17 protein-coding genes are annotated in these 17,829 nt (G+C 46.3%); 1 reads left to right on the top strand and 16 read right to left on the bottom strand.

The window, feature by feature from the left end:
• Window positions 1-365: 365 nt before the first annotated feature.
• The 16 genes from EYS05_RS08375 to EYS05_RS08300 form a co-directional block, all read right to left on the bottom strand.
• Window positions 366-1,817, bottom strand: coding sequence for a uracil-xanthine permease family protein (locus EYS05_RS08375; protein WP_138276987.1), 1,452 nt, complete (start codon window positions 1,815-1,817; stop codon window positions 366-368).
• A 206-nt stretch (window positions 1,818-2,023) separates the two neighbouring features.
• Complete coding sequence (locus EYS05_RS08370; RefSeq protein WP_021652466.1) at window positions 2,024-3,400, bottom strand: radical SAM protein; 1,377 nt, start codon at window positions 3,398-3,400, stop codon at window positions 2,024-2,026.
• Window positions 3,401-3,456: 56 nt separating this feature from the next.
• Window positions 3,457-4,011 carry an HdeD family acid-resistance protein gene (locus EYS05_RS08365; protein ID WP_118512697.1) on the bottom strand — a complete coding sequence of 185 codons (555 nt, stop codon included), beginning with the start codon at window positions 4,009-4,011 and terminating at the stop codon, window positions 3,457-3,459.
• 180 nt (window positions 4,012-4,191) lie between these two features.
• A complete protein-coding gene (locus EYS05_RS08360; protein ID WP_118512698.1) occupies window positions 4,192-4,746 on the bottom strand; it encodes a TetR/AcrR family transcriptional regulator C-terminal domain-containing protein in 555 nt (184 codons plus the stop codon).
• A 145-nt stretch (window positions 4,747-4,891) separates the two neighbouring features.
• Complete coding sequence (locus EYS05_RS08355) at window positions 4,892-6,220, bottom strand: hemolysin family protein (RefSeq protein WP_227574281.1); 1,329 nt, start codon at window positions 6,218-6,220, stop codon at window positions 4,892-4,894.
• Window positions 6,221-6,487: 267 nt separating this feature from the next.
• On the bottom strand, window positions 6,488-8,170 hold the full coding sequence (locus tag EYS05_RS08350) for a sensor histidine kinase (RefSeq protein ID WP_330575604.1): 1,683 nt from the start codon (window positions 8,168-8,170) through the stop codon (window positions 6,488-6,490).
• 34 nt (window positions 8,171-8,204) lie between these two features.
• On the bottom strand, window positions 8,205-8,888 hold the full coding sequence (gene phoU, locus EYS05_RS08345) for a phosphate signaling complex protein PhoU (protein ID WP_022427023.1): 684 nt from the start codon (window positions 8,886-8,888) through the stop codon (window positions 8,205-8,207).
• Between the two features lie 4 nt (window positions 8,889-8,892).
• Entirely contained in the window at window positions 8,893-9,651 is a 759-nt protein-coding gene (pstB, locus tag EYS05_RS08340; protein ID WP_021652472.1) for a phosphate ABC transporter ATP-binding protein PstB, read from the bottom strand.
• Between the two features lie 9 nt (window positions 9,652-9,660).
• Window positions 9,661-10,575, bottom strand: coding sequence for a phosphate ABC transporter permease PstA (gene pstA, locus EYS05_RS08335; RefSeq protein WP_138276985.1), 915 nt, complete (start codon window positions 10,573-10,575; stop codon window positions 9,661-9,663).
• Complete coding sequence (gene pstC / locus EYS05_RS08330) at window positions 10,565-11,422, bottom strand: phosphate ABC transporter permease subunit PstC (protein ID WP_118061759.1); 858 nt, start codon at window positions 11,420-11,422, stop codon at window positions 10,565-10,567. Before pstC ends, pstA begins: the two co-directional genes overlap by 11 nt.
• Window positions 11,423-11,551: 129 nt before the next feature.
• Window positions 11,552-12,415: a substrate-binding domain-containing protein gene (locus EYS05_RS08325; protein WP_138276984.1), complete on the bottom strand. Its 864-nt coding sequence runs from the start codon at window positions 12,413-12,415 to the stop codon at window positions 11,552-11,554.
• A gap of 152 nt (window positions 12,416-12,567) precedes the next feature.
• Window positions 12,568-13,002 carry an RrF2 family transcriptional regulator gene (locus tag EYS05_RS08320; RefSeq protein WP_118512709.1) on the bottom strand — a complete coding sequence of 145 codons (435 nt, stop codon included), beginning with the start codon at window positions 13,000-13,002 and terminating at the stop codon, window positions 12,568-12,570.
• Window positions 13,003-13,449: 447 nt separating this feature from the next.
• Entirely contained in the window at window positions 13,450-14,382 is a 933-nt protein-coding gene (gene cysK / locus EYS05_RS08315; RefSeq protein WP_118512710.1) for a cysteine synthase A, read from the bottom strand.
• A gap of 237 nt (window positions 14,383-14,619) precedes the next feature.
• A complete protein-coding gene (locus EYS05_RS08310) occupies window positions 14,620-15,624 on the bottom strand; it encodes a DUF4097 family beta strand repeat-containing protein (RefSeq protein ID WP_118512711.1) in 1,005 nt (334 codons plus the stop codon).
• Window positions 15,617-16,300 (bottom strand): DUF1700 domain-containing protein, encoded by a 684-nt coding sequence (locus EYS05_RS08305; protein WP_118623196.1) that lies wholly within the window; start codon window positions 16,298-16,300, stop codon window positions 15,617-15,619. The genes EYS05_RS08310 and EYS05_RS08305 overlap by 8 nt, the downstream gene beginning before the upstream one ends.
• Entirely contained in the window at window positions 16,297-16,617 is a 321-nt protein-coding gene (locus EYS05_RS08300) for a PadR family transcriptional regulator (RefSeq protein WP_118512713.1), read from the bottom strand. Before EYS05_RS08300 ends, EYS05_RS08305 begins: the two co-directional genes overlap by 4 nt.
• 176 nt (window positions 16,618-16,793) lie before the next feature.
• Here EYS05_RS08300 and EYS05_RS08295 point away from each other — a divergent pair, with 176 nt between their 5' ends.
• Window positions 16,794-17,819 carry an N-acetylmuramoyl-L-alanine amidase family protein gene (locus EYS05_RS08295; RefSeq protein ID WP_243119277.1) on the top strand — a complete coding sequence of 342 codons (1,026 nt, stop codon included), beginning with the start codon at window positions 16,794-16,796 and terminating at the stop codon, window positions 17,817-17,819.
• Window positions 17,820-17,829: the final 10 nt, after the last annotated feature.

The following is a 17,829-nucleotide window of genomic DNA, read 5'->3' as shown; positions in this document are numbered from 1 at the left end:
ACCACCTCCCAGAACCAGGGAACAGGCCCGCAATCGGGCCGCCTTCCCGTCCCTCTTAAACTCTTTCCCACCCTGTCAAAACTATACACAACCATCCAGCGCCCCAGCCTTTCGCTCCCGATACCGCAGCATCCATCGCCCTGTCAGTAACTCCACACATCCCCACAACCTCGAACAACTGCGTGCCCGGAAAGGGGGAGCGCGAGGGGGAAAAGCGGGCTTCGCTAACTCTGAGTGCTTTCCCCCTCGCAAACTTCCACTGCTTCCCAAGCATCACCTTTTTCAAAAAAATAAACCTCATAAAAAAAAGAGACCATCAGACCCCAAAAGTCCAACAGTCTCTCCCAAAAAGAAAAACTCTATTTTTATTCTTTATTCTTTACCTTCTCCAGCATCTCCTCAGCTCTCTCGATCTCACTCTTCTCATCCTTCGGAAGAACAATATTAAGAATAATAGCAAATACCGCTGCCGGAACAATACCGGAACCGCCGAAGATCAGGCTGATCGCCTGTGGCAGATGCACCAGGATCGCTGTATTGGAGCCAAGTCCATAACCAAGACCAAGTGCTACGGAAACGATCGTAACATTTCTCGGTCCTATCGGCCACTTGGTAATTAACTGGATACCGCTGACAACAATGGATGAGAACATCATAACAGCAGCGCCGCCAAGAACACTCTGCGGCATGATGGAGATCAGTGCTGCAAGCTTCGGGAACAGTCCGCATGCGATCAGGAAGATTCCTCCTGTAGCGATACAGAAACGGTTTACAACCTTATTCATTGCAACCAGACCAACGTTCTGGCTGAAGGATGTGTTCGGAAGCACACCGAACAGTGCTGCGAAGGAAGATCCAAGTCCGTCACACATAACACCACCGGAAAGCTCTTTGTCTGTAGCCTCTCTTCCAAGACCACCCTCTGTGATTCCGGAAATATCACCAACTGTTTCAACTGCAGTTACAATAAACATGATCAGGATCGGCACGATCGCACGTGCGTCAAATACCCATTTTACAGGCATCAGTGCCGGTACCGCAAACCATTTTGCCTGAGCAACCTTGTCCCAGTTGAGAACCCAGGCCTTTGTAGCCTCCACAGCAGCACCTGTGTCATCTACATATGTAAATGTTGTAGGAAGTACCATAGCCATGATACTTACCAGAATGTATCCCACGATAATACCGATGAGGATTGAAGAAAAGCTTGTGAAGCCTTTTGTTCCATGCTTCAGTACAATGATCACGATCAGAACTACAAAGCCTACGAAAAGGTTTTCAAGAGAACCGTAATCCTTTGCGGAATTTCCGCCACCAAAAGAGCTGATTCCCACACCGATCAGTGAAAGACCGATTGAAAGTACAACCGTACCTGTTACAACAGATGGGAAAAATTTTCTTAAGGGCTTCAGAAAGCTTCCCAGAACAGTCTCAAAAAGACCGCCGATAAAGCAGGCCGCCATGATCGAACCATAGGCAATGACACCATTTCCCATAACTCCGGCAACACTCTGACATACGCCGATGAAGCCTGAACTTGTTCCCATAACGATAGGAAGCTTGCCACCGACCGGTCCGATCGTAAAGACCTGTACAAGTGTAACAATTCCTGCGATCAGCATTGCATTCTGAAGTAATGCAACCTGAAGATCCCCTCCTGCTTCGATCCCGCAGGCAGCTGTGATGATCAGAAGCGGGGTAAGATTACCCACAAACATGGCAAGCACGTGCTGCAGTCCAAGGGGAATTGCCACCTTAAGAGGCGGGCGTCCGTCCAGCTCATAAGGGCTGGCTGTGTTTTTCTCCTGTTTTTCCATAATGAATCCATCCTTTCTTTCCCTATGTCCTGACGATAACATAAAAAAGAAGGCAGTTATACCCACTGCTGAATATAACCGCCCTGTTATCTGTCAGTACACGTATCGTGTCTCTTCTTTTTCGACACTCTTATCTGAACTGTTATTTCAGACTCCTGAAAAACGGGTTCATTATACAGTATCCCAACATCTATATCAAGTATTAATTAACAAGTTGTTGATTTTTTTGCAGCTTTTTTCGCCTGGCTCTCACTCCAGAGCTCATCGGCCTGTTTCTTCCATACCTCTGCATAGTGATCACACTTTGCACAGAGATGCTCCGCTGTTTCCGGTGACTGAAGATCTGTAGATTTCGCTCCTGCACGCTCAACCATCTTGCGGAGAAGTTCAGGATTTTCAAGCATCGGACATGGACGAAGCATGTTCTTGTTGAACGGCTGACCTTTGTGATACTCCATAAAGATCGGGCTCTTCAGCGCCTCAAGAAGTGTACATTCTTTAATGTTCGCATTGGAGAAATGAATGAATACACAAGGATCCACGTCTCCGTTTGCATTGATATGGAGGTAACGACGGCCACCTGCGATACATCCGCCTACATACTCTGCATCATTCTGGAAGTCCATTGTGAAGAGAGATTTTGTGGCACGGAATCTGCGGACGCTGTCATACATTTTGATTCTCTGCTCCGGTGTGGGAAGAAGATCTGCTGCCGCATCATTTCCAACCGGCATATAGTGGAAGAACCATGCAAAATAAGCACCGCACTCGATCAGATGATCGAAGTATTCCTCACTGCTTACTGCATCTACGTTTGCGGATGTGTAGCATGTGGAAACACCGAACGGAAGTCCGTGACTCTTCAGAAGCTCCATGGCATGCATAACCTTCTGATATACGCCATCTCCACGACGTCCGTCTGTAGTTGCCTCTGTTCCCTCAAGGCTGATAGCCGGAACGAAGTTTTTCACACGGAGCATTTCCTGACAGAATTCTTCGTCGATAAGAGTTCCGTTTGTAAAGGAAAGGAACTCGCAGTCCGGATTCATCTCACAGATCTTAATGAGATCCTTTTTGCGGACCAGTGGCTCACCGCCTGTGTAGATGTACATATAGGTTCCCAGCTCTTTACCCTGTTTTACGATAGAATCGATGGTCTCAAGATCCAGGTTCAGCTTGTGGCCATACTCTGCTGCCCAGCATCCTGTGCAATGAAGGTTACATGCGCTGGTAGGATCAAGAAGAATTGCCCACGGTACATTGCAGTCATTCTCTTCTGATACCTTTTCCTGCGTTGCGCTTCCCTTAAGACTGGCATTTACAATAAAGTTGCGGAAGAATGTCTGGCGTACGCCTGCATCCAGCTGATACATACGAAGGATCAGCTGATACCAGTTGTCCTTTGCCTCGATGGAGTGACGGATCGCATTTCTCTGTCCTGCATACCAGCCATCCGGCGTTACTTTATCAACCATTTCCATGATCTTCGGTATGTTTGTCTCCGGATCCTTCTCAAGATAATCCAGTGCTTTTGTTACGGTAGCTGCGATCGCTGCCTGTTTTGCTTTGTCTACGATTCCCATACTCTATTTCCTCCTATGTTATTATCTAAAGTGATTGGTTATTTTTATGTTTATGTTTAAAGCCGACTCTTGATGATCTTGATCGTCAGGATCCCGACCCATAGGTTAAGAATTCCTTCCAGTAAAATGGAAAATCCTACCAACGCCATCATCGTAGCTGCTGCTTCAAATGGTCTGATAAAAACCAGAACTCCGATTACTCCGGTGACCAGTGCGATCAGCAGGATCTGCCACCACAGCGCCAGACCGAATCTCTTCGCATCTACAGACATCTGGATCTTAAACAGGGCATCTGCCAGGATCAGGATTCCAAACACGGAAAAAATAAGATCCACTGCGAAATTTTTTCTGGCTATCATGATCACTCCCACTGCCATCAGCAGGATCCCGAAAGCCAGATCGAACTGAAATGCCAGACAAAAAGCATCTCGCGTGAAATATCCGCTGATCTTAATAGCTCCGTACAGGATCAGCATGATTCCCATAAGCACGCACAGCATTTTTACAGAGCTTTTGGGCTTTGCCATCAGAAAAATACCCAGCACGCAGAACAGTAATGACATGACGATGTAGATGTTTTTTACAAGCTTCAGCTGTTTCAGGTCATCCATACGTTCCCTCCTTGATAATTTTTTCTCATTTATTGTACTGAATTATACATCACCGTGTCGTTTAAAAAAACAGACAAAAAAGAGCCAGTGCCTAAATTTCAGACACCAGCTCAAAATTAACTGTTTCTATATTTTAATAATATTCGAGGACATTCCTGTTCCACAGGTGAATGGATATTTTTAATCTTTCAGATTTTTGTACTGACTCTCGAGGCTCTTCTCGTAAATATACTCCAGCTTATGCATATCTGACAGGATATCATAATCCATATCATGCCGCAGCCAGTCCAGGATCACTCCCACAAATACGCATTTATAATACCGGCTTATAAGATGCCTATCCTCCTGATCCATTTCAAAGTCTCCGACCGCCCTGTTGATCAGCTCCTCCACCACACGCTCCGTGGCATGATCCAGATAATCGGCAAATACATCCCTCTGAATCGAGCGGTACAGATGTATCATGGCTTTTTTGTTCTTCTGAACTGCATTGACAAGGATTTCCATACAGTCGCTGACTGATTCCGGTGCTTTCTGATCCTTCAGAATGTCATTCAGCTCTTCCTTCACCATTGCTTCCACCGCATCCGGAATATCCCTGAAATGGTAGTAAAATGTATTCCTGTTTACTCCACAGCGTTCCACGATGTCCTTTACCGTAATCTTGGACAATGGTTTTTCGTTCATAAGTTCCGTCAGTGTATGCAGTATAATCTGTCTTGTAAAACCTGGCATTTTCTCTCCCCCATCACAAGCTTTCCTCGGGTTATTTCCTTATTATGTCACAATATTAACACTCTTTCAAGCGACAACATGTTAGAAAATGTCCATAAATCCTCCCCCCGATAACTGTCCCATGGCCTGACTGAACAAGGTTTTGTCAGATTTCTTCTTTCTGTTCCTGCACTTTTTTCTCTGGCTGAATATGAACGATTCCCTCCACAACGGTATGGTTTCTGACCTGATTTACCACAATATCCAGATTTTTCCAACTGCATCGGAACTGTTCTCCATCCTCCGGTACACGTTCCAGAACTCCACAGACAAAGCCGCTGAAGGTATCATATTTTTCTACAGGAAGCTCCACATTTATAGCCTCTGCCACATCATCCAGGATCGCTCCCCCCTGTATTTTCCAGATATGTTCTCCTGTCTTCTCAATATCATCCGGCTTCGGCAGATCCGTCCTGTCGTCAATATCTCCCACCAGTGTTTCCACAAGATCATGCAGAGTGACGATCCCCACAAAACAGCCGTATTCATCCAGCACTACTGCAAAATAATCCCGTTTCTCCCTCATTTCCCGGAAGATCAGGTTGGCACGCATGGATTCCGGTACAAAAAACGGTGAATAACAGGCATGCTGCAGAACAGCTTCTCTGGATCTGTCATCCAGGCGGAAATAATCTCTGGTGTCCAGAATATGGATAATATCATCCTGATCTTCCCCGCATACCGGATAAAAGGTGTGACGGTTCTCTCTGATGATCCTTTCCCATTCCTCATCGGAGTCTTCCATATAGAGGACAACCACATCTCTTCTGTGTGTACAGATCTCATCTGCCGCAGTATCATCCAGGTCAAAAACATTCTGGATCATCTCGCTTTCTTCCTGCTGGATGCTGCCCTGTTCATTTCCCTCTGTAAGCAGCATACGGATTTCTTCCTCTGTGGCCTGCTCCTCTTTTTCTTCCGGTTTGATCCCCATCAGATACAGCACACCATTGGCAGTTACTGTCAGAAGTGCGGTAGCCGGCCAGACTGCAATCATCGCGATCTTAAGAAGTCCTGCCAGACGCAGAGACAGCTCATCCGGATTTTTCATTCCCAAACGTCTTGGCACCAGTTCTCCGAACAGAAGACTTACATAGGAAAGCAGTATGGTCACAATAATCATGCATACGATCTTCAGAACATTCTGTGGTACATCTGTTCCTGCCCTTATCAGTGCTGCTGTCATCGGCTGTGCAAAATATTCTGCCGCAAAAGCGCTCTGCAGAAATCCTGCTGTAGTTACCATTACACGGATCGCTGTCATAAAATGTGCCGGCTGTTCTGTGAGCTTTATCAAAATCTGCGCCCGGTGATCTCCCTCTTCCGCCAGCTCCCTCATCTTTGCTTCATTCATGGACAGAATCGCCATTTCCGCACCTGCGAAAACAGAGTTCAGAAAGATCAGGAATACCAGTAAAACAATTGCCTGTATCATATTTTTATTCCCCTCAGTATAGTCGTTCGGAATTATTCCGAACCAATTATAATACAGAAAGCGGACCGTTATCATCCGCTTTCCTGTTGCTTATTCTGATTATTATTACATAAGATAGCATAACCCTTCCGGTCTGTCAAACCATCCGCTTCCAACCAGTAATATACTATACTATAATATAAAAAACAGCAGATACATGCAACAGAACGGCCTTTCATCTTCCACTCTGCTGCATGCCTGTGAACATCATCGCTGCACGACCTATGTTCACTCTGCTGCTTCCTTTTCCATATGTTGTTTCGGAAATTCCATAATGATCTCGGTTCCCTGTCCCGGTTCACTGTTAAGCCACAGCCTGCCGTTCAGAGTTTTTACCCCGTGCTTCACAATGGAAAGGCCAAGACCGGTTCCGCCGATTTCCCTGGAATGGCTTTTGTCCACCCGATAAAAGCGTTCAAAAATGCGTTCCTGATCTTCCTTCGGAATACCGATCCCTGTATCCCGCACATTCACGCGAACTGCATCCTCGCCATCCTTCAGCCTCACAAAGACCTCTCCGCCCCGACGGTTATATTTGACAGCATTATCGCAGACATTATAGAGAACCTCTTCCATGATCGTCGGCACTGTATCCAGCACTGTACTTCCGCCTTCCATATACATATGCACTTCCTGCTTTTCAGCAGCTTCATGTAAGGTAGAAAAAATATCGTGAGTCAGACTGTAAATATCCAGTTTTTCCCACTGATACGGCAATCCGCCTTCATCCAGACGGGAGATGCGGATCACATCCCCAACCAGACGGATCAGTCTCTGCGCTTCCTTATAGATGCGTCCTGCAAAGACCTTCACATCCTCATCCTTCACAAATCCGTCCTGCATGATCTCAGCAAATCCGGAAATGGAAGTCAGCGGCGTTTTCAGTTCATGGGAAACATTGGCGGAAAATTCTCTTCGCAGCTGTTCCCTTTCTACTTTTTCGGTCACATCCACCAGAAGGATCACCGCACCCTCTGTCTTGTTTTCTCTTGTGACAGGATTGGCGATCACCTGAATCTCACTGCCACCCAGACGAAGGATCTTGTTCTCATGTTTTCCTTCAAGGACCTGCCCAACGACACCTCGGAACTCCTCCGAGCGGTTCAGAAGATATACACTTTCTCCTGTTTTGATCTCCTTTACCTTAAGAAGCTTTCCCACACTGGAGTTGACAGAAAGTACCATGGTATAACGGTCGATCACAAGAAGTCCCTCCTGCATGTTCTCCGTGATAATAGAAAATTCCTTCTGCTGTCTTCTGGCTGCCTCAAGCTGCAGACGGATCTGCCGGCTCTGTCTGCCGATCTTGCTGAGAAGCGGCTGTACCTCATCATAGGCATCATTCTCCTCAGGATGCTCCAGATCAAGCCCATTAAGAGGTTCCACAACCTTTCCGGAAAGCCTGGATGCAAATACGCCGGACAGGAGCAGCATAAGTATCAGAACTGCAACAAAAGGTGGAAGCAGCTGCAGGAGCAGCATCCATACAGAAGCCTGGTTACTGGAAACTCTCAGCACATTGCCATTTTCAAGGCGTACTGCATAATACATGGTTTTTTCGGAAAGAGTTGATGACATTCTTTCATCTGCACCTTCTCCGTTGATCTCTGCTTCACGGATCTCCTTGCGGTGTCCGTGATTATCCATGCTTTCCACATCTGCCTCATTGTCGTAGATAACTTTTCCACTTTCATCCACATAGGTGATCCTGGAATCCTCATCATTCAGCTTCTTCAGATAATCTGTCCCGGCACTTTCCACACCTCTGGAAATATACACGGCTTCTTTCTTCAGCTCACCCATCAGCTGTCCTTGAAAATAGTGATAAAGGATCCCCACGACAAATGCCAGTCCCAGTACTGTGATCAGTGAGGAAACCAGCATGATATACTTAAATATTTTTTTACTCAAAGCTCAGCCCTTTCCAATCTGCTCTTACTTATTTCTATTCCTCAACAAAATAGTTATCTGTATGGCTGGAACCGCTTCTGTGGTTTCCTGTGATGGAATATTCCACCCACTCTGCAATATTCACGGCGTGATCACCGATACGCTCGAAATATTTTGCAGCCATAAGGATATCCAGACCGATACTTGCATCCGGCTTTCCGTTATTCAGAACCTCGGCCAGCTTTTCCTTGATATCATTGAAGGCATCGTCCACCTTATCATCATCGTCAATAACTTTTCTGCAAAGCTCAAGATCACCCTTTACAAAGGCATCGATGCTTTCTGTAACCATCCGGACAGTATCCTCTGCCATCTTCCGGATATTAATGATATCTCCGGTAACTGCTTTGTCCTCGATATGCTTGGACAGATCCGCAATATCTGCTGCCTGATCACCGATGCGTTCCATATCGGAGATCATCTTCAGCGCTGCGGAAATGGATCGCAGATCTCCGGCTACCGGATGCTCATGAAGAAGAAGCTTCATGCAGAGATTTTCAATCTCTTTTTCCTGTGCATCGATCTCTTTTTCCGTCTCAAAGATCTTGCCAATGAGAGTCATCCCGCCTTCACCCTGAATAGCTTTGGCAGAAAGTGAAATTGCTTTTTCGCAGAGACTTCCCATGGTGATCAGTTCCACGTGAAGCTCTTCCAGCTGTCTTACAAAACGTTCTGACATAATCTCAACCAAACCTTCCTGTAATATAATCCTCTGTACGCTTATCTGCCGGCATGGAGAACAGCTTGTCTGTATCCGCAAATTCCACAACCTCACCAAGAAGGAAAAATGCTGTCTTGTCGGAGATACGGGTTGCCTGCTGCATGTTATGTGTGACCATGACAATGGTGTAATCCTTTTTAAGCTCTACTGCCAGATCCTCGATCTTGGAAGTGGAGATCGGGTCCAGGGCAGATGTGGGCTCATCCATAAGAAGCACCTCCGGCTGTACTGCCAGGGCACGGGCAATGCAGAGACGCTGCTGCTGTCCGCCTGACATTCCAAGAGCACTTTTTTTCAGGCGATCCTTGACCTCATCCCAGATTGCCGCATCACGGAGAGATTTTTCCACGATCTCATCCAGCTTTGCCTTGGAACGGATACCGTGTGTTCTCGGACCGTATGCAATATTATCATAAATGCTCATCGGGAACGGATTGGGCTTCTGGAATACCATTCCCACACGTTTACGCAGAAGATTCACGTCCATATCTCCGTAAATATCTTCCCCGTCAAGCTCTACCTTTCCTGTGATGGAACAGCCTTCCACAAGGTCGTTCATACGGTTTAAGGATTTCAGAAGTGTGGATTTGCCGCAGCCGCTTGGTCCGATAAATGCTGTGATCTCTTTTTCCGGGATCTCCATATTGATTCCCTTCAGGGCATGAAAGTTTCCGTAATGGAGATTCATATTGTCAATTGAAATTTTTGTATTTTCACTCATGATCGATCATTATCCTTTCGCAATTTTTCTGGCTACCAGACCGGACAGTCCGTTAATAACAAGTACAAATGCCAGAATGACTACTGCTGTTGCAGATGCCTGGTTTACATGAAGTCCCTCACTGGAAAGCACATACATGTGAAGTGCCAGGGTACGTCCGGAACCCATCAGGCTGTTTGGAACTGCCGCAACAGTACCGGAGGTATAAAGAAGTGCTGCAGTCTCACCTACCACACGTCCGATGGCCAGGATCACACCTGCCAGGATTCCGGGAACTGCGGAGGGAAGTACGATCGTAAAAATAGTACGGAGCTTGCCTGCTCCAAGTCCGAAGCTTGCCTCACGGTAAGAATCCGGAACAGATTTCAGTGCTTCCTCAGCGGTACGCATGATCAGGGGAAGTACCATGATCACCATGGTCAGCGCGCCGGAAAGAAGAGACATGCCCCAGTGCAGTGTGGTTACAAAGAACAGCATACCGAACAGACCATATACGATGGATGGAATACCGGAAAGTGTCTCTGCGGTAATACGGATCAGCTTTACAAAGCGGCTGCCTTTTTTTGCATATTCTACAAGGAAGATCGCTGCAAAAATTCCTACCGGAGCGGCAATCGCCAGAGATACCAGTGTCATGATCAGGGTATTGATCAGTGACGGGAGAAGGGAAACGTTCTCTGAGGTATAGGTAAGGCTGAACAGACTTGCATTCAGATAGGGGATACCTTTTACAAGCACATAGCCGATGAGGAAGAACAGCAGTGCAAAAGTGATCACCGCTCCCAGCAGTGTAAGGAATGCCAGGACTCCCGCGCCAGGATGTCTTGCATAGGACTTCAGCTGGTCTCCTATGGTAAGTGTATTTCTTTTTTTCATGGTTGCTTCTGCCGCAGGATCTGCGGTTACTGATACGTTAGTTTGCATGCTCCGCCCTCCTGTTCAGCAATGAAAGACTTAAGTTGATGATCAGGATAAATACAAAGAGTACAACTCCTGTTGCGATCAGTGCTTCTCTGTGAAGTCCTGATGCATATCCCATCTCAGTTACGATATTTGCAGTCATGGTACGTACACCCTGAAGAAGACCTTTTGGCATACGTGGCTGGTTTCCGGCTACCATGATCACAGCCATGGTCTCACCGATAGCACGTCCGATCCCAAGGACAACACCTGCCAGGATTCCGGACTTTGCTGCAGGAAGCATAACAAAGAAAATGCTTCTTTCTTTTGTTGCGCCAAGTGCAAGTGAGCCTTCATAGTAGCTTTCCGGAACGCTTCGTACTGCCGATTCCGTAACTCCGATGATCGTCGGAAGGATCATGATTCCCAGAAGGATACATGCTGCCAGCATACTGCTTCCGGTTCCGCCGAACAGCTGGCGGATCAGCGGTACCAAGAGAACCAGACCAAAATAGCCATATACGATGGATGGAACGCCTGCCATAAGCTCAATACCGGATTTCAGTGGTTTATAAATTTTTTTCGGGCAATATCTTGCCATAAATACGGAGGTAAAAAGTGCGATCGGAACTCCGATAAGGATTGCTCCTGCAGTTACATAAATACTTGCCACGATCATTGGCAGGATTCCGAATTTATCGTTTGTCGGTCTCCATTCTGTTCCGAAGAGGAATTTTAAGGGACCAATCTTTCCCATTGCAGGAAGGCCATTTGCAAAAAGAAACACACAGATAAGAAATACTGCGAGAACCGATGCACAGGCCGCAATGAGAAAAACGACCTTCATGGCCTTTTCTCCTAAATGATTCATAAGACACCTTTCTCTCTGTTCCAGTGGATATCCACTGTGCTGATATATAACGGAGCGGCTTTCCTGACCTTGTCATGATCGCCGCTCTGTGGAAGATACTTCAATAATCAGTTTCGCAATTTCGGGAGATTATTTTGTAACGTCTTCCCAGTCTGTGATGTCGCCTGTGAAGATGGATTTTACCTGGTCACTGGAAAGTTCCTCAAGGTCATTTCCGTTGTTTACGATTACTGCAATACCATCTCTTGCGATTGCTTCGGAGCTGATTCCTTTATCTTTCTCTTCGTCCTTCAGATCACGGGATGCCATTCCGATATCACATACACCTTCTGCTGCACTGTTGATTCCTGTTGTGGAGTCGCTGACCTGAACCTCTACTGTGATGTTTTTATTTGTTTTCTGATATGCCTCTGCAAGCTTCTCCATTACAGGTCCTACGGAAGAAGATCCCATAACTACGACTTTGCCTTTTGCATCTCCGGCTTTGTATGCCTCTGCTTTTTCATCTACTTTGATGTAGCCTTCTTTTTCGATGATGTCCTGTCCGTCAGAGCTCATGATGTAGTTAATGAAATCCTGTGCTGCATCGCTGAGCTTGTCGCCTGTTACGATGTTGAACGGACGTGCTACCTTGTATGTATCATCTGCAACGTTCTCTGCTGTTGCCTCTGCTCCATCGATCTTTACTGCTTTTACTGTATCGTTCAGGGAACCCAGGGATACGTATCCGATAGAATTCTCATCTCCTGCTACTGTGGTCAGCATTACATCTGTGTTGTTTGTGATGCTTGCTTCCTGTGTTGTCATATCTACTTTCTCGCCGTCTTTTTCTTCTTCGATTCCAAACAGCTCTACGAATGCTCCACGTGTTCCGGATCCGTCCTCACGGGAAATTACGTCGATCGCTCCGGATGGTGCTGCCATTACAACTGTTCCCATTACTGTAGTTCCGATAAGTGCTGCTGTTAAGATGCCTGCGATTCTTTTTTTCATGATTTTTTCTCCTCATTTCTATGATCATTTTTACTTGCTCACTGCTTAAGTACAGGTGTTATTATAGGAATGGAAGGTAAAATATAAAATCGCAGTTTTGTAAAATGTTGGTTAAAAAACGGGATAAAAAAAAAGCTGCTTACGCAGCTTTTTTATATGATATACTCGTCCGCCTTCACGGATTGCCAGTTCATCAGGTCTTCCAGTGTTATATGATCTACCACACCTTTGATGGCGTCGTCCAGCTTTTTCCAGAGGATCTGGGTGACACAGTTCTCCTCACGGTCACAGATGGCCCCGTTGTCGTCCAGACATTCCACAGGGGAAAGACTTCCCTCTGTAAGACGGAGGATCATTCCGATGGTGTATTTATCCGGGGTCTGCTGCAGTGCATAGCCGCCCTGAGGGCCACGGACACTGCGGACAAAGCCTGCTTTGTTCAGGATGGAGATGATCTGCTCCAGATATTTATCGGAAATCCCCTGACGCTTCGCCACATCCTTCAGTCGGATCGGTTTTCCTGTATAATTTGTGGCAAGATCCAACATCAGTCTCAGCGCATATCTTCCTCTTGTAGAAATCCTCATGTAATATTTACCTCCAATATTTCAGTATTCTTCTGATTCATAGCCTTTTGCTCTTTCTGTTATTGTGCAGCTGTTCAGCCGGAAATATTCCTCTGTATTCCATGACCGGCACCCTTCTCTGTGATGCACAGATAGCAGTGTCTGCTTTGCAGACTTTATTCTTTATATTGTTAATAGGTTTTATTCGTTTTCTCTATTATACCTGAAAAAGCTGCAAGATACAAGCACGTCCCCACAGAGTGCTTACTTAATTATAGCAATTCCATAAATTACTGAAAACAATCCAGTCCATCATAGCGTGAAGTCCTGCGTCAGATATCTTTGCCGTGCGTCAAAATCAAGAATAAAACCGGCGCTCCGGCAGCCTGCTTGAACAGGCATTCAGGAGCGCCGCAAATAATCCCGCAGAGTCTCGCTTCGGGGCAAAAGAAGCGGTCTTCGGATCGATTATTTTATAAACAGTGGTGTGGAGTAGTAACGGTCTCCACTGTCCGGAAGAAGTGCTACGATCACTTTACCCTTGTTCTCCGGGCGTTTTGCAAGCTGGATCGCAGCATAGAGAGCTGCACCGGAAGAAATTCCTGTAAGGATTCCCTCTTTTTTTGTGAGGAGTTTGGATGTCTCGAATGCATCCTCATTCTCTACCGTGATGATCTCGTCATAAACCTTGGTGTCAAGTGTATCCGGAACGAAGCCTGCGCCGATACCCTGGATCTTATGCGGGCCGGCTTTTCCCTCAGAAAGTACAGGAGATGTTGCCGGCTCAACAGCTACTACTTTCACATTCGGGTTCTGACTCTTCAGATACTCGCCTGTACCTGTGATCGTTCCGCCTGTACCAACACCGGCTACGAAAATGTCTACCTTCCCGTCTGTGTCGTTCCAGATCTCAGGACCTGTTGTTGCTGCATGTACCTTCGGGTTGGCCGGGTTCTCGAACTGTCCTGGGATAAAGCTTCCCGGAATCTCTTTGGCAAGCTCTTCTGCCTTGGCAATGGCTCCCTTCATTCCCTTGGCTCCATCTGTCAGAACTACCTCTGCGCCGTATGCTTTCAGAATGTTTCTTCTCTCAACACTCATGGTCTCCGGCATGGTAAGGATCGTCTTATAGCCCTTGGCTGCTGCGATAGCTGCAAGTCCGATTCCCGTGTTACCGGATGTGGGCTCGATAATGGTTGCGCCTGGTTTCAGAATACCTTTCTGCTCTGCATCTTCGATCATTGCCTTACCGATTCTGTCCTTAACGCTTCCTGCCGGGTTAAAATACTCAAGCTTGGCAAGTACTGTAGCCTCAAGTCCCTCAGACTTCTCTACGTTCTTAACCTCCACAAGCGGTGTGTTTCCGATCAGTTCCAGTGCGCTTCCGTAAATTTTACCCATGATGGTGTCCTCCTTATTTCTCTTATATCCATCCCCCTATTTCCTAGTAACTATATATGCTTTCTGTGATTTGATTGAATTATATCATAGTACAGGGATTTGTCAATACATTTCAGAGAAAAAAACGCAGGAATTTTTTGCCTGAGAAATCCTCTTTCCAAAGCTTTCTGTCGTGCCTTTACCAGGCATAAAAAAAGTCTGCATACAGGTGGGGTTCCATGTATGCAGAACTCTTTTTCACTTTTCTGATTCTGTTAAGGTAATATCTCCATCTCCGCATTTCACATTCAGAGCCGGTGCGGAAGTATCCACTTTATTCTCGTAGACAGAGTAAGAATCCCCCTCACTGCTTCTGCCTTCTGATACGCCGGAAGCATCCACATCGCCATCTGTGGTCTCCAGATGTATGTTGGTTTTTTTCACGCTGCCAGCTTTCATTTCAATGGAAACATCACCGTCAGAACTGTTGATATCCATATCGCCGTTAAAACTGCTGTCTCCGATCTGCAGCTCACCATCTCCAAGGCTGATCTCCCCATCTCCAAGAGCTGCCCTTTTCAGCGTCACATCACCGTTGCTGTTTTTCAGTTTCAGAGATCCTGTCCGGATATCCCCGATCTCAAGCTCCCCGTCTCCAAGTGTCGCCTCGAAATCTTTAAACTCACCTCTGTCCAGATTCATATCTCCATTTGAGAGCTTCACTGTCATTTTCTCACAAAGCAGCTGTTCTGCGTTAAGATCTCCGTCCGAAAGATGGATATCGCCCTCCGAAAGTTCTGCGTTCTCCGGCACATAAAGGATCACTGTGTTTAAATACTTCTGCGTTTCTGTTTTCTTTACATGCTCTCTGAAGATTCCCAGATCATATGTTATATAATAATTTCCTGAAGAACCTTCATACTCTTTTAAGGTAAGTTTCCCGTCTTTATCTTCCCATGTAAGAGGATCTTTTTTTCCGGTTTTTTCAAGTTTGTATTCCATATAATAATGAGTATCATCGGAAGTCCGGATTTCCAGATCAAGATTGCTGAAATCAACATCCAGTTTCGTAAAATCATCGATCTGCTGTTTTTCCATCACTGCAAGGTTTTTATCAGAAGAATTTCCTCCGGATACATAGAAATGATCGGAAGCATATGTGAAATCTTTTCCCCCAGCAAAATATCCGGCAGTGGAAAGTACAACTCCCGCCACACAGAGTGCTGTGCCTGTCATCAGTGCTGTCTTTGCAATCTTATTCATCTTTACGCACCTTCTTTCTTACAAATCTGTTTACCAGACGTCCGATTCCTGTTGCACACCATTTACAGATATATATGGTAAGAATTCCGATCAGGATCCCGGCGCCTGCCATAAGAAATCCGCTGCCTGCCATCATACACGCTGCTGCCACGGACTTCAGTATCAGCATCGCACCAAAACCGGCAAGCAGGATTCCTCCGGCTATCGCTGCAACACTTGTCACACCCAGGGAAAAGATCACTGATGCGATCACAACAACTACTGCAAACAGTACTGTCAGCGCACTGATCAGAAGTACCAGACTGACTGGTGACGCACAGAGGACCAGGATAGCAAGGAGGATGATCTTCCCCGGGGAACGCTTATTTTTTGTGGAATCATGGGCATTCTGCCCTGCTGTACTCCGCCCCTGGACAACGGAACCGACTTCCGGCAGTGCTGCCGTTTTTTCCCCGGTACTGTCCTTGCCGCCACCAACACTTTCCTGCAGAAGGTTCAAAAGCAACTCCCTTGCTGCTTCCCGGGGTTGTCCCAGTTCTTCCATGACCTGCTGTTCATTCTCAGGTCCTGCCTCATCAAAGTATTCCGAAAAATACTCAATGGCATTGTCATAATCTTCTTTCGGCAGCCGCTTCAGATATTTCTTCAGCTGCTCCATATATTCATTTCTTGTCATTTTCGAAGTCTCCCTTCCACAATATCATCTATGGTATCGCGGTATTCTCTCCACTCTTTTCTCAGATATTCCAACTGTTCACGACCGGCTTCCGTGATGGAATAGTACTTTCGCTTCCTGCCCTGGAACTCCTCGGAATACGTTGTGAGATAACCACCTGTCTCCAGCTTACGCAGGATCGGATACAATGTTGACTCCTTGATAGATGCAACCATCTTCACCGTCTGGCTGATCTCATACCCGTAAGAATCCTGCTGTTCCACAACGGAAAGGATCAGGCATTCCGTCAGCACAGCTGACACCGGATAGTAATACATACGCTCACCTCTTTATGTAATTATTTTATATATAAAATTTTTATATATAATTATTTTATATATATAATATCACACTTTTCCCTGTTGTCAACACCAATTTCACAATTGCTTTTTCCTACCTCCTTCTTTATAATATTTACAAATACAAAACATCCACCCAGAAAGGACATGAATTTATGGAAAAAAAGCCTCATCTGATGGCGATCGTCCTGTTTCTGACGGGTCTTATCTGTATTGGACTGCTTTTTGGTTTAAGCTATAAAACCTACCAGAAGATTGATGCAGTTGACCAGAAAATGGCATCCGTGATCAAACCGGTCCAGCAAAAGCAGAAATCCATGAAAGAAGACATCGAACTTTATACAGCTAAGATCGAAAAGAAACAGGCAGCCGACAAATACCTGCAACAGCGGGCACAGACAGAAAAAGCTGTCAAAAACAGCACCGGAGAGCACGAACGGGCGCCGGAATCCGAAAACAGCCAGAAAACAACCAAACCTTCCGTTTTCAGTGAAGCCGGCGGCGAAGGATTCACGGATGGCGGTGATGACACCACATCTTCTGCTTCCAACGGCCATATCGTCGGGATTGATCCCGGACATCAGGGCAAAAATGTTGATATGAGTGCCACAGAGCCTAACGGACCAGGTTCCTCCACCATGAAGGCCAAGGCTTCCACCGGAACCAGAGGTTCCTTCAGCGGTCTCCCCGAGTATCAGCTGAACCTGGATGTTTCTCTTCTGCTTAAGGATATCCTGGAACAGCGTGGATACCAGGTAATAATGACAAGGACAGACAATGATGCCGCTATCAGCAACAAGGAGCGTGCAGAGCTGGTCGCTTCCCAGGGTGCGGAGATCTGTGTCCGTATCCATGCAAACGGAGATGATTCTGCAGATGTCTCCGGTGCTCTGACCATGTGTCCGTCCCAGCAGAATCCTTATGTTTCCAGTCTCTATGACAGTTCCAACAAACTATCCAAATGCATTGTGGATTCCTACTGCGCAGCTACCGGATTCCAGAACCGCGGAATCATCTACACCGATTCCATGACAGGCATCAACTGGAGCACGATTCCGGTGACTATTGTGGAAATGGGATTTATGACCAACCAGAGCGATGATCTGAAAATGGCAGATTCTTCCTTCCAGCAGACTATGGCAGAAGGGATCGCCAATGGAATCGATGCTTATTTCCAATAATAAAAAGGAG

Source organism: Blautia sp. SC05B48 (genome assembly GCF_005848555.1).
In the GTDB taxonomy this organism is placed as follows: Bacteria; Bacillota; Clostridia; order Lachnospirales; family Lachnospiraceae; genus Blautia_A.
This window is presented reverse-complemented; position numbering and strand designations above follow the sequence as displayed.

What these genes read in the sequence shown, in the direction of transcription:
- EYS05_RS08325 (WP_138276984.1), bottom strand. Translation starts at nt 12,415, where the DNA reads ATGAAAAAAAGAATCGCAGGCATCTTAACAGCAGCACTTATCGGAACT.
- EYS05_RS08355 (WP_227574281.1), bottom strand. Translation starts at nt 6,220, where the DNA reads ATGATACAGGCAATTGTTTTACTGGTATTCCTGATCTTTCTGAACTCT.
- cysK (WP_118512710.1), bottom strand. Translation starts at nt 14,382, where the DNA reads ATGGGTAAAATTTACGGAAGCGCACTGGAACTGATCGGAAACACACCG.
- EYS05_RS08305 (WP_118623196.1), bottom strand. Translation starts at nt 16,300, where the DNA reads ATGACAAGAAATGAATATATGGAGCAGCTGAAGAAATATCTGAAGCGG.
- EYS05_RS08310 (WP_118512711.1), bottom strand. Translation starts at nt 15,624, where the DNA reads ATGAATAAGATTGCAAAGACAGCACTGATGACAGGCACAGCACTCTGT.
- phoU (WP_022427023.1), bottom strand. Translation starts at nt 8,888, where the DNA reads ATGTCAGAACGTTTTGTAAGACAGCTGGAAGAGCTTCACGTGGAACTG.
- EYS05_RS08370 (WP_021652466.1), bottom strand. Translation starts at nt 3,400, where the DNA reads ATGGGAATCGTAGACAAAGCAAAACAGGCAGCGATCGCAGCTACCGTA.
- pstA (WP_138276985.1), bottom strand. Translation starts at nt 10,575, where the DNA reads ATGCAAACTAACGTATCAGTAACCGCAGATCCTGCGGCAGAAGCAACC.
- EYS05_RS08375 (WP_138276987.1), bottom strand. Translation starts at nt 1,817, where the DNA reads ATGGAAAAACAGGAGAAAAACACAGCCAGCCCTTATGAGCTGGACGGA.
- EYS05_RS08320 (WP_118512709.1), bottom strand. Translation starts at nt 13,002, where the DNA reads ATGAGGATTTCTACAAGAGGAAGATATGCGCTGAGACTGATGTTGGAT.
- pstB (WP_021652472.1), bottom strand. Translation starts at nt 9,651, where the DNA reads ATGAGTGAAAATACAAAAATTTCAATTGACAATATGAATCTCCATTAC.
- EYS05_RS08360 (WP_118512698.1), bottom strand. Translation starts at nt 4,746, where the DNA reads ATGCCAGGTTTTACAAGACAGATTATACTGCATACACTGACGGAACTT.
- EYS05_RS08295 (WP_243119277.1), top strand. Translation starts at nt 16,794, where the DNA reads ATGGAAAAAAAGCCTCATCTGATGGCGATCGTCCTGTTTCTGACGGGT.
- EYS05_RS08365 (WP_118512697.1), bottom strand. Translation starts at nt 4,011, where the DNA reads ATGGATGACCTGAAACAGCTGAAGCTTGTAAAAAACATCTACATCGTC.
- EYS05_RS08300 (WP_118512713.1), bottom strand. Translation starts at nt 16,617, where the DNA reads ATGTATTACTATCCGGTGTCAGCTGTGCTGACGGAATGCCTGATCCTT.
- pstC (WP_118061759.1), bottom strand. Translation starts at nt 11,422, where the DNA reads ATGAATCATTTAGGAGAAAAGGCCATGAAGGTCGTTTTTCTCATTGCG.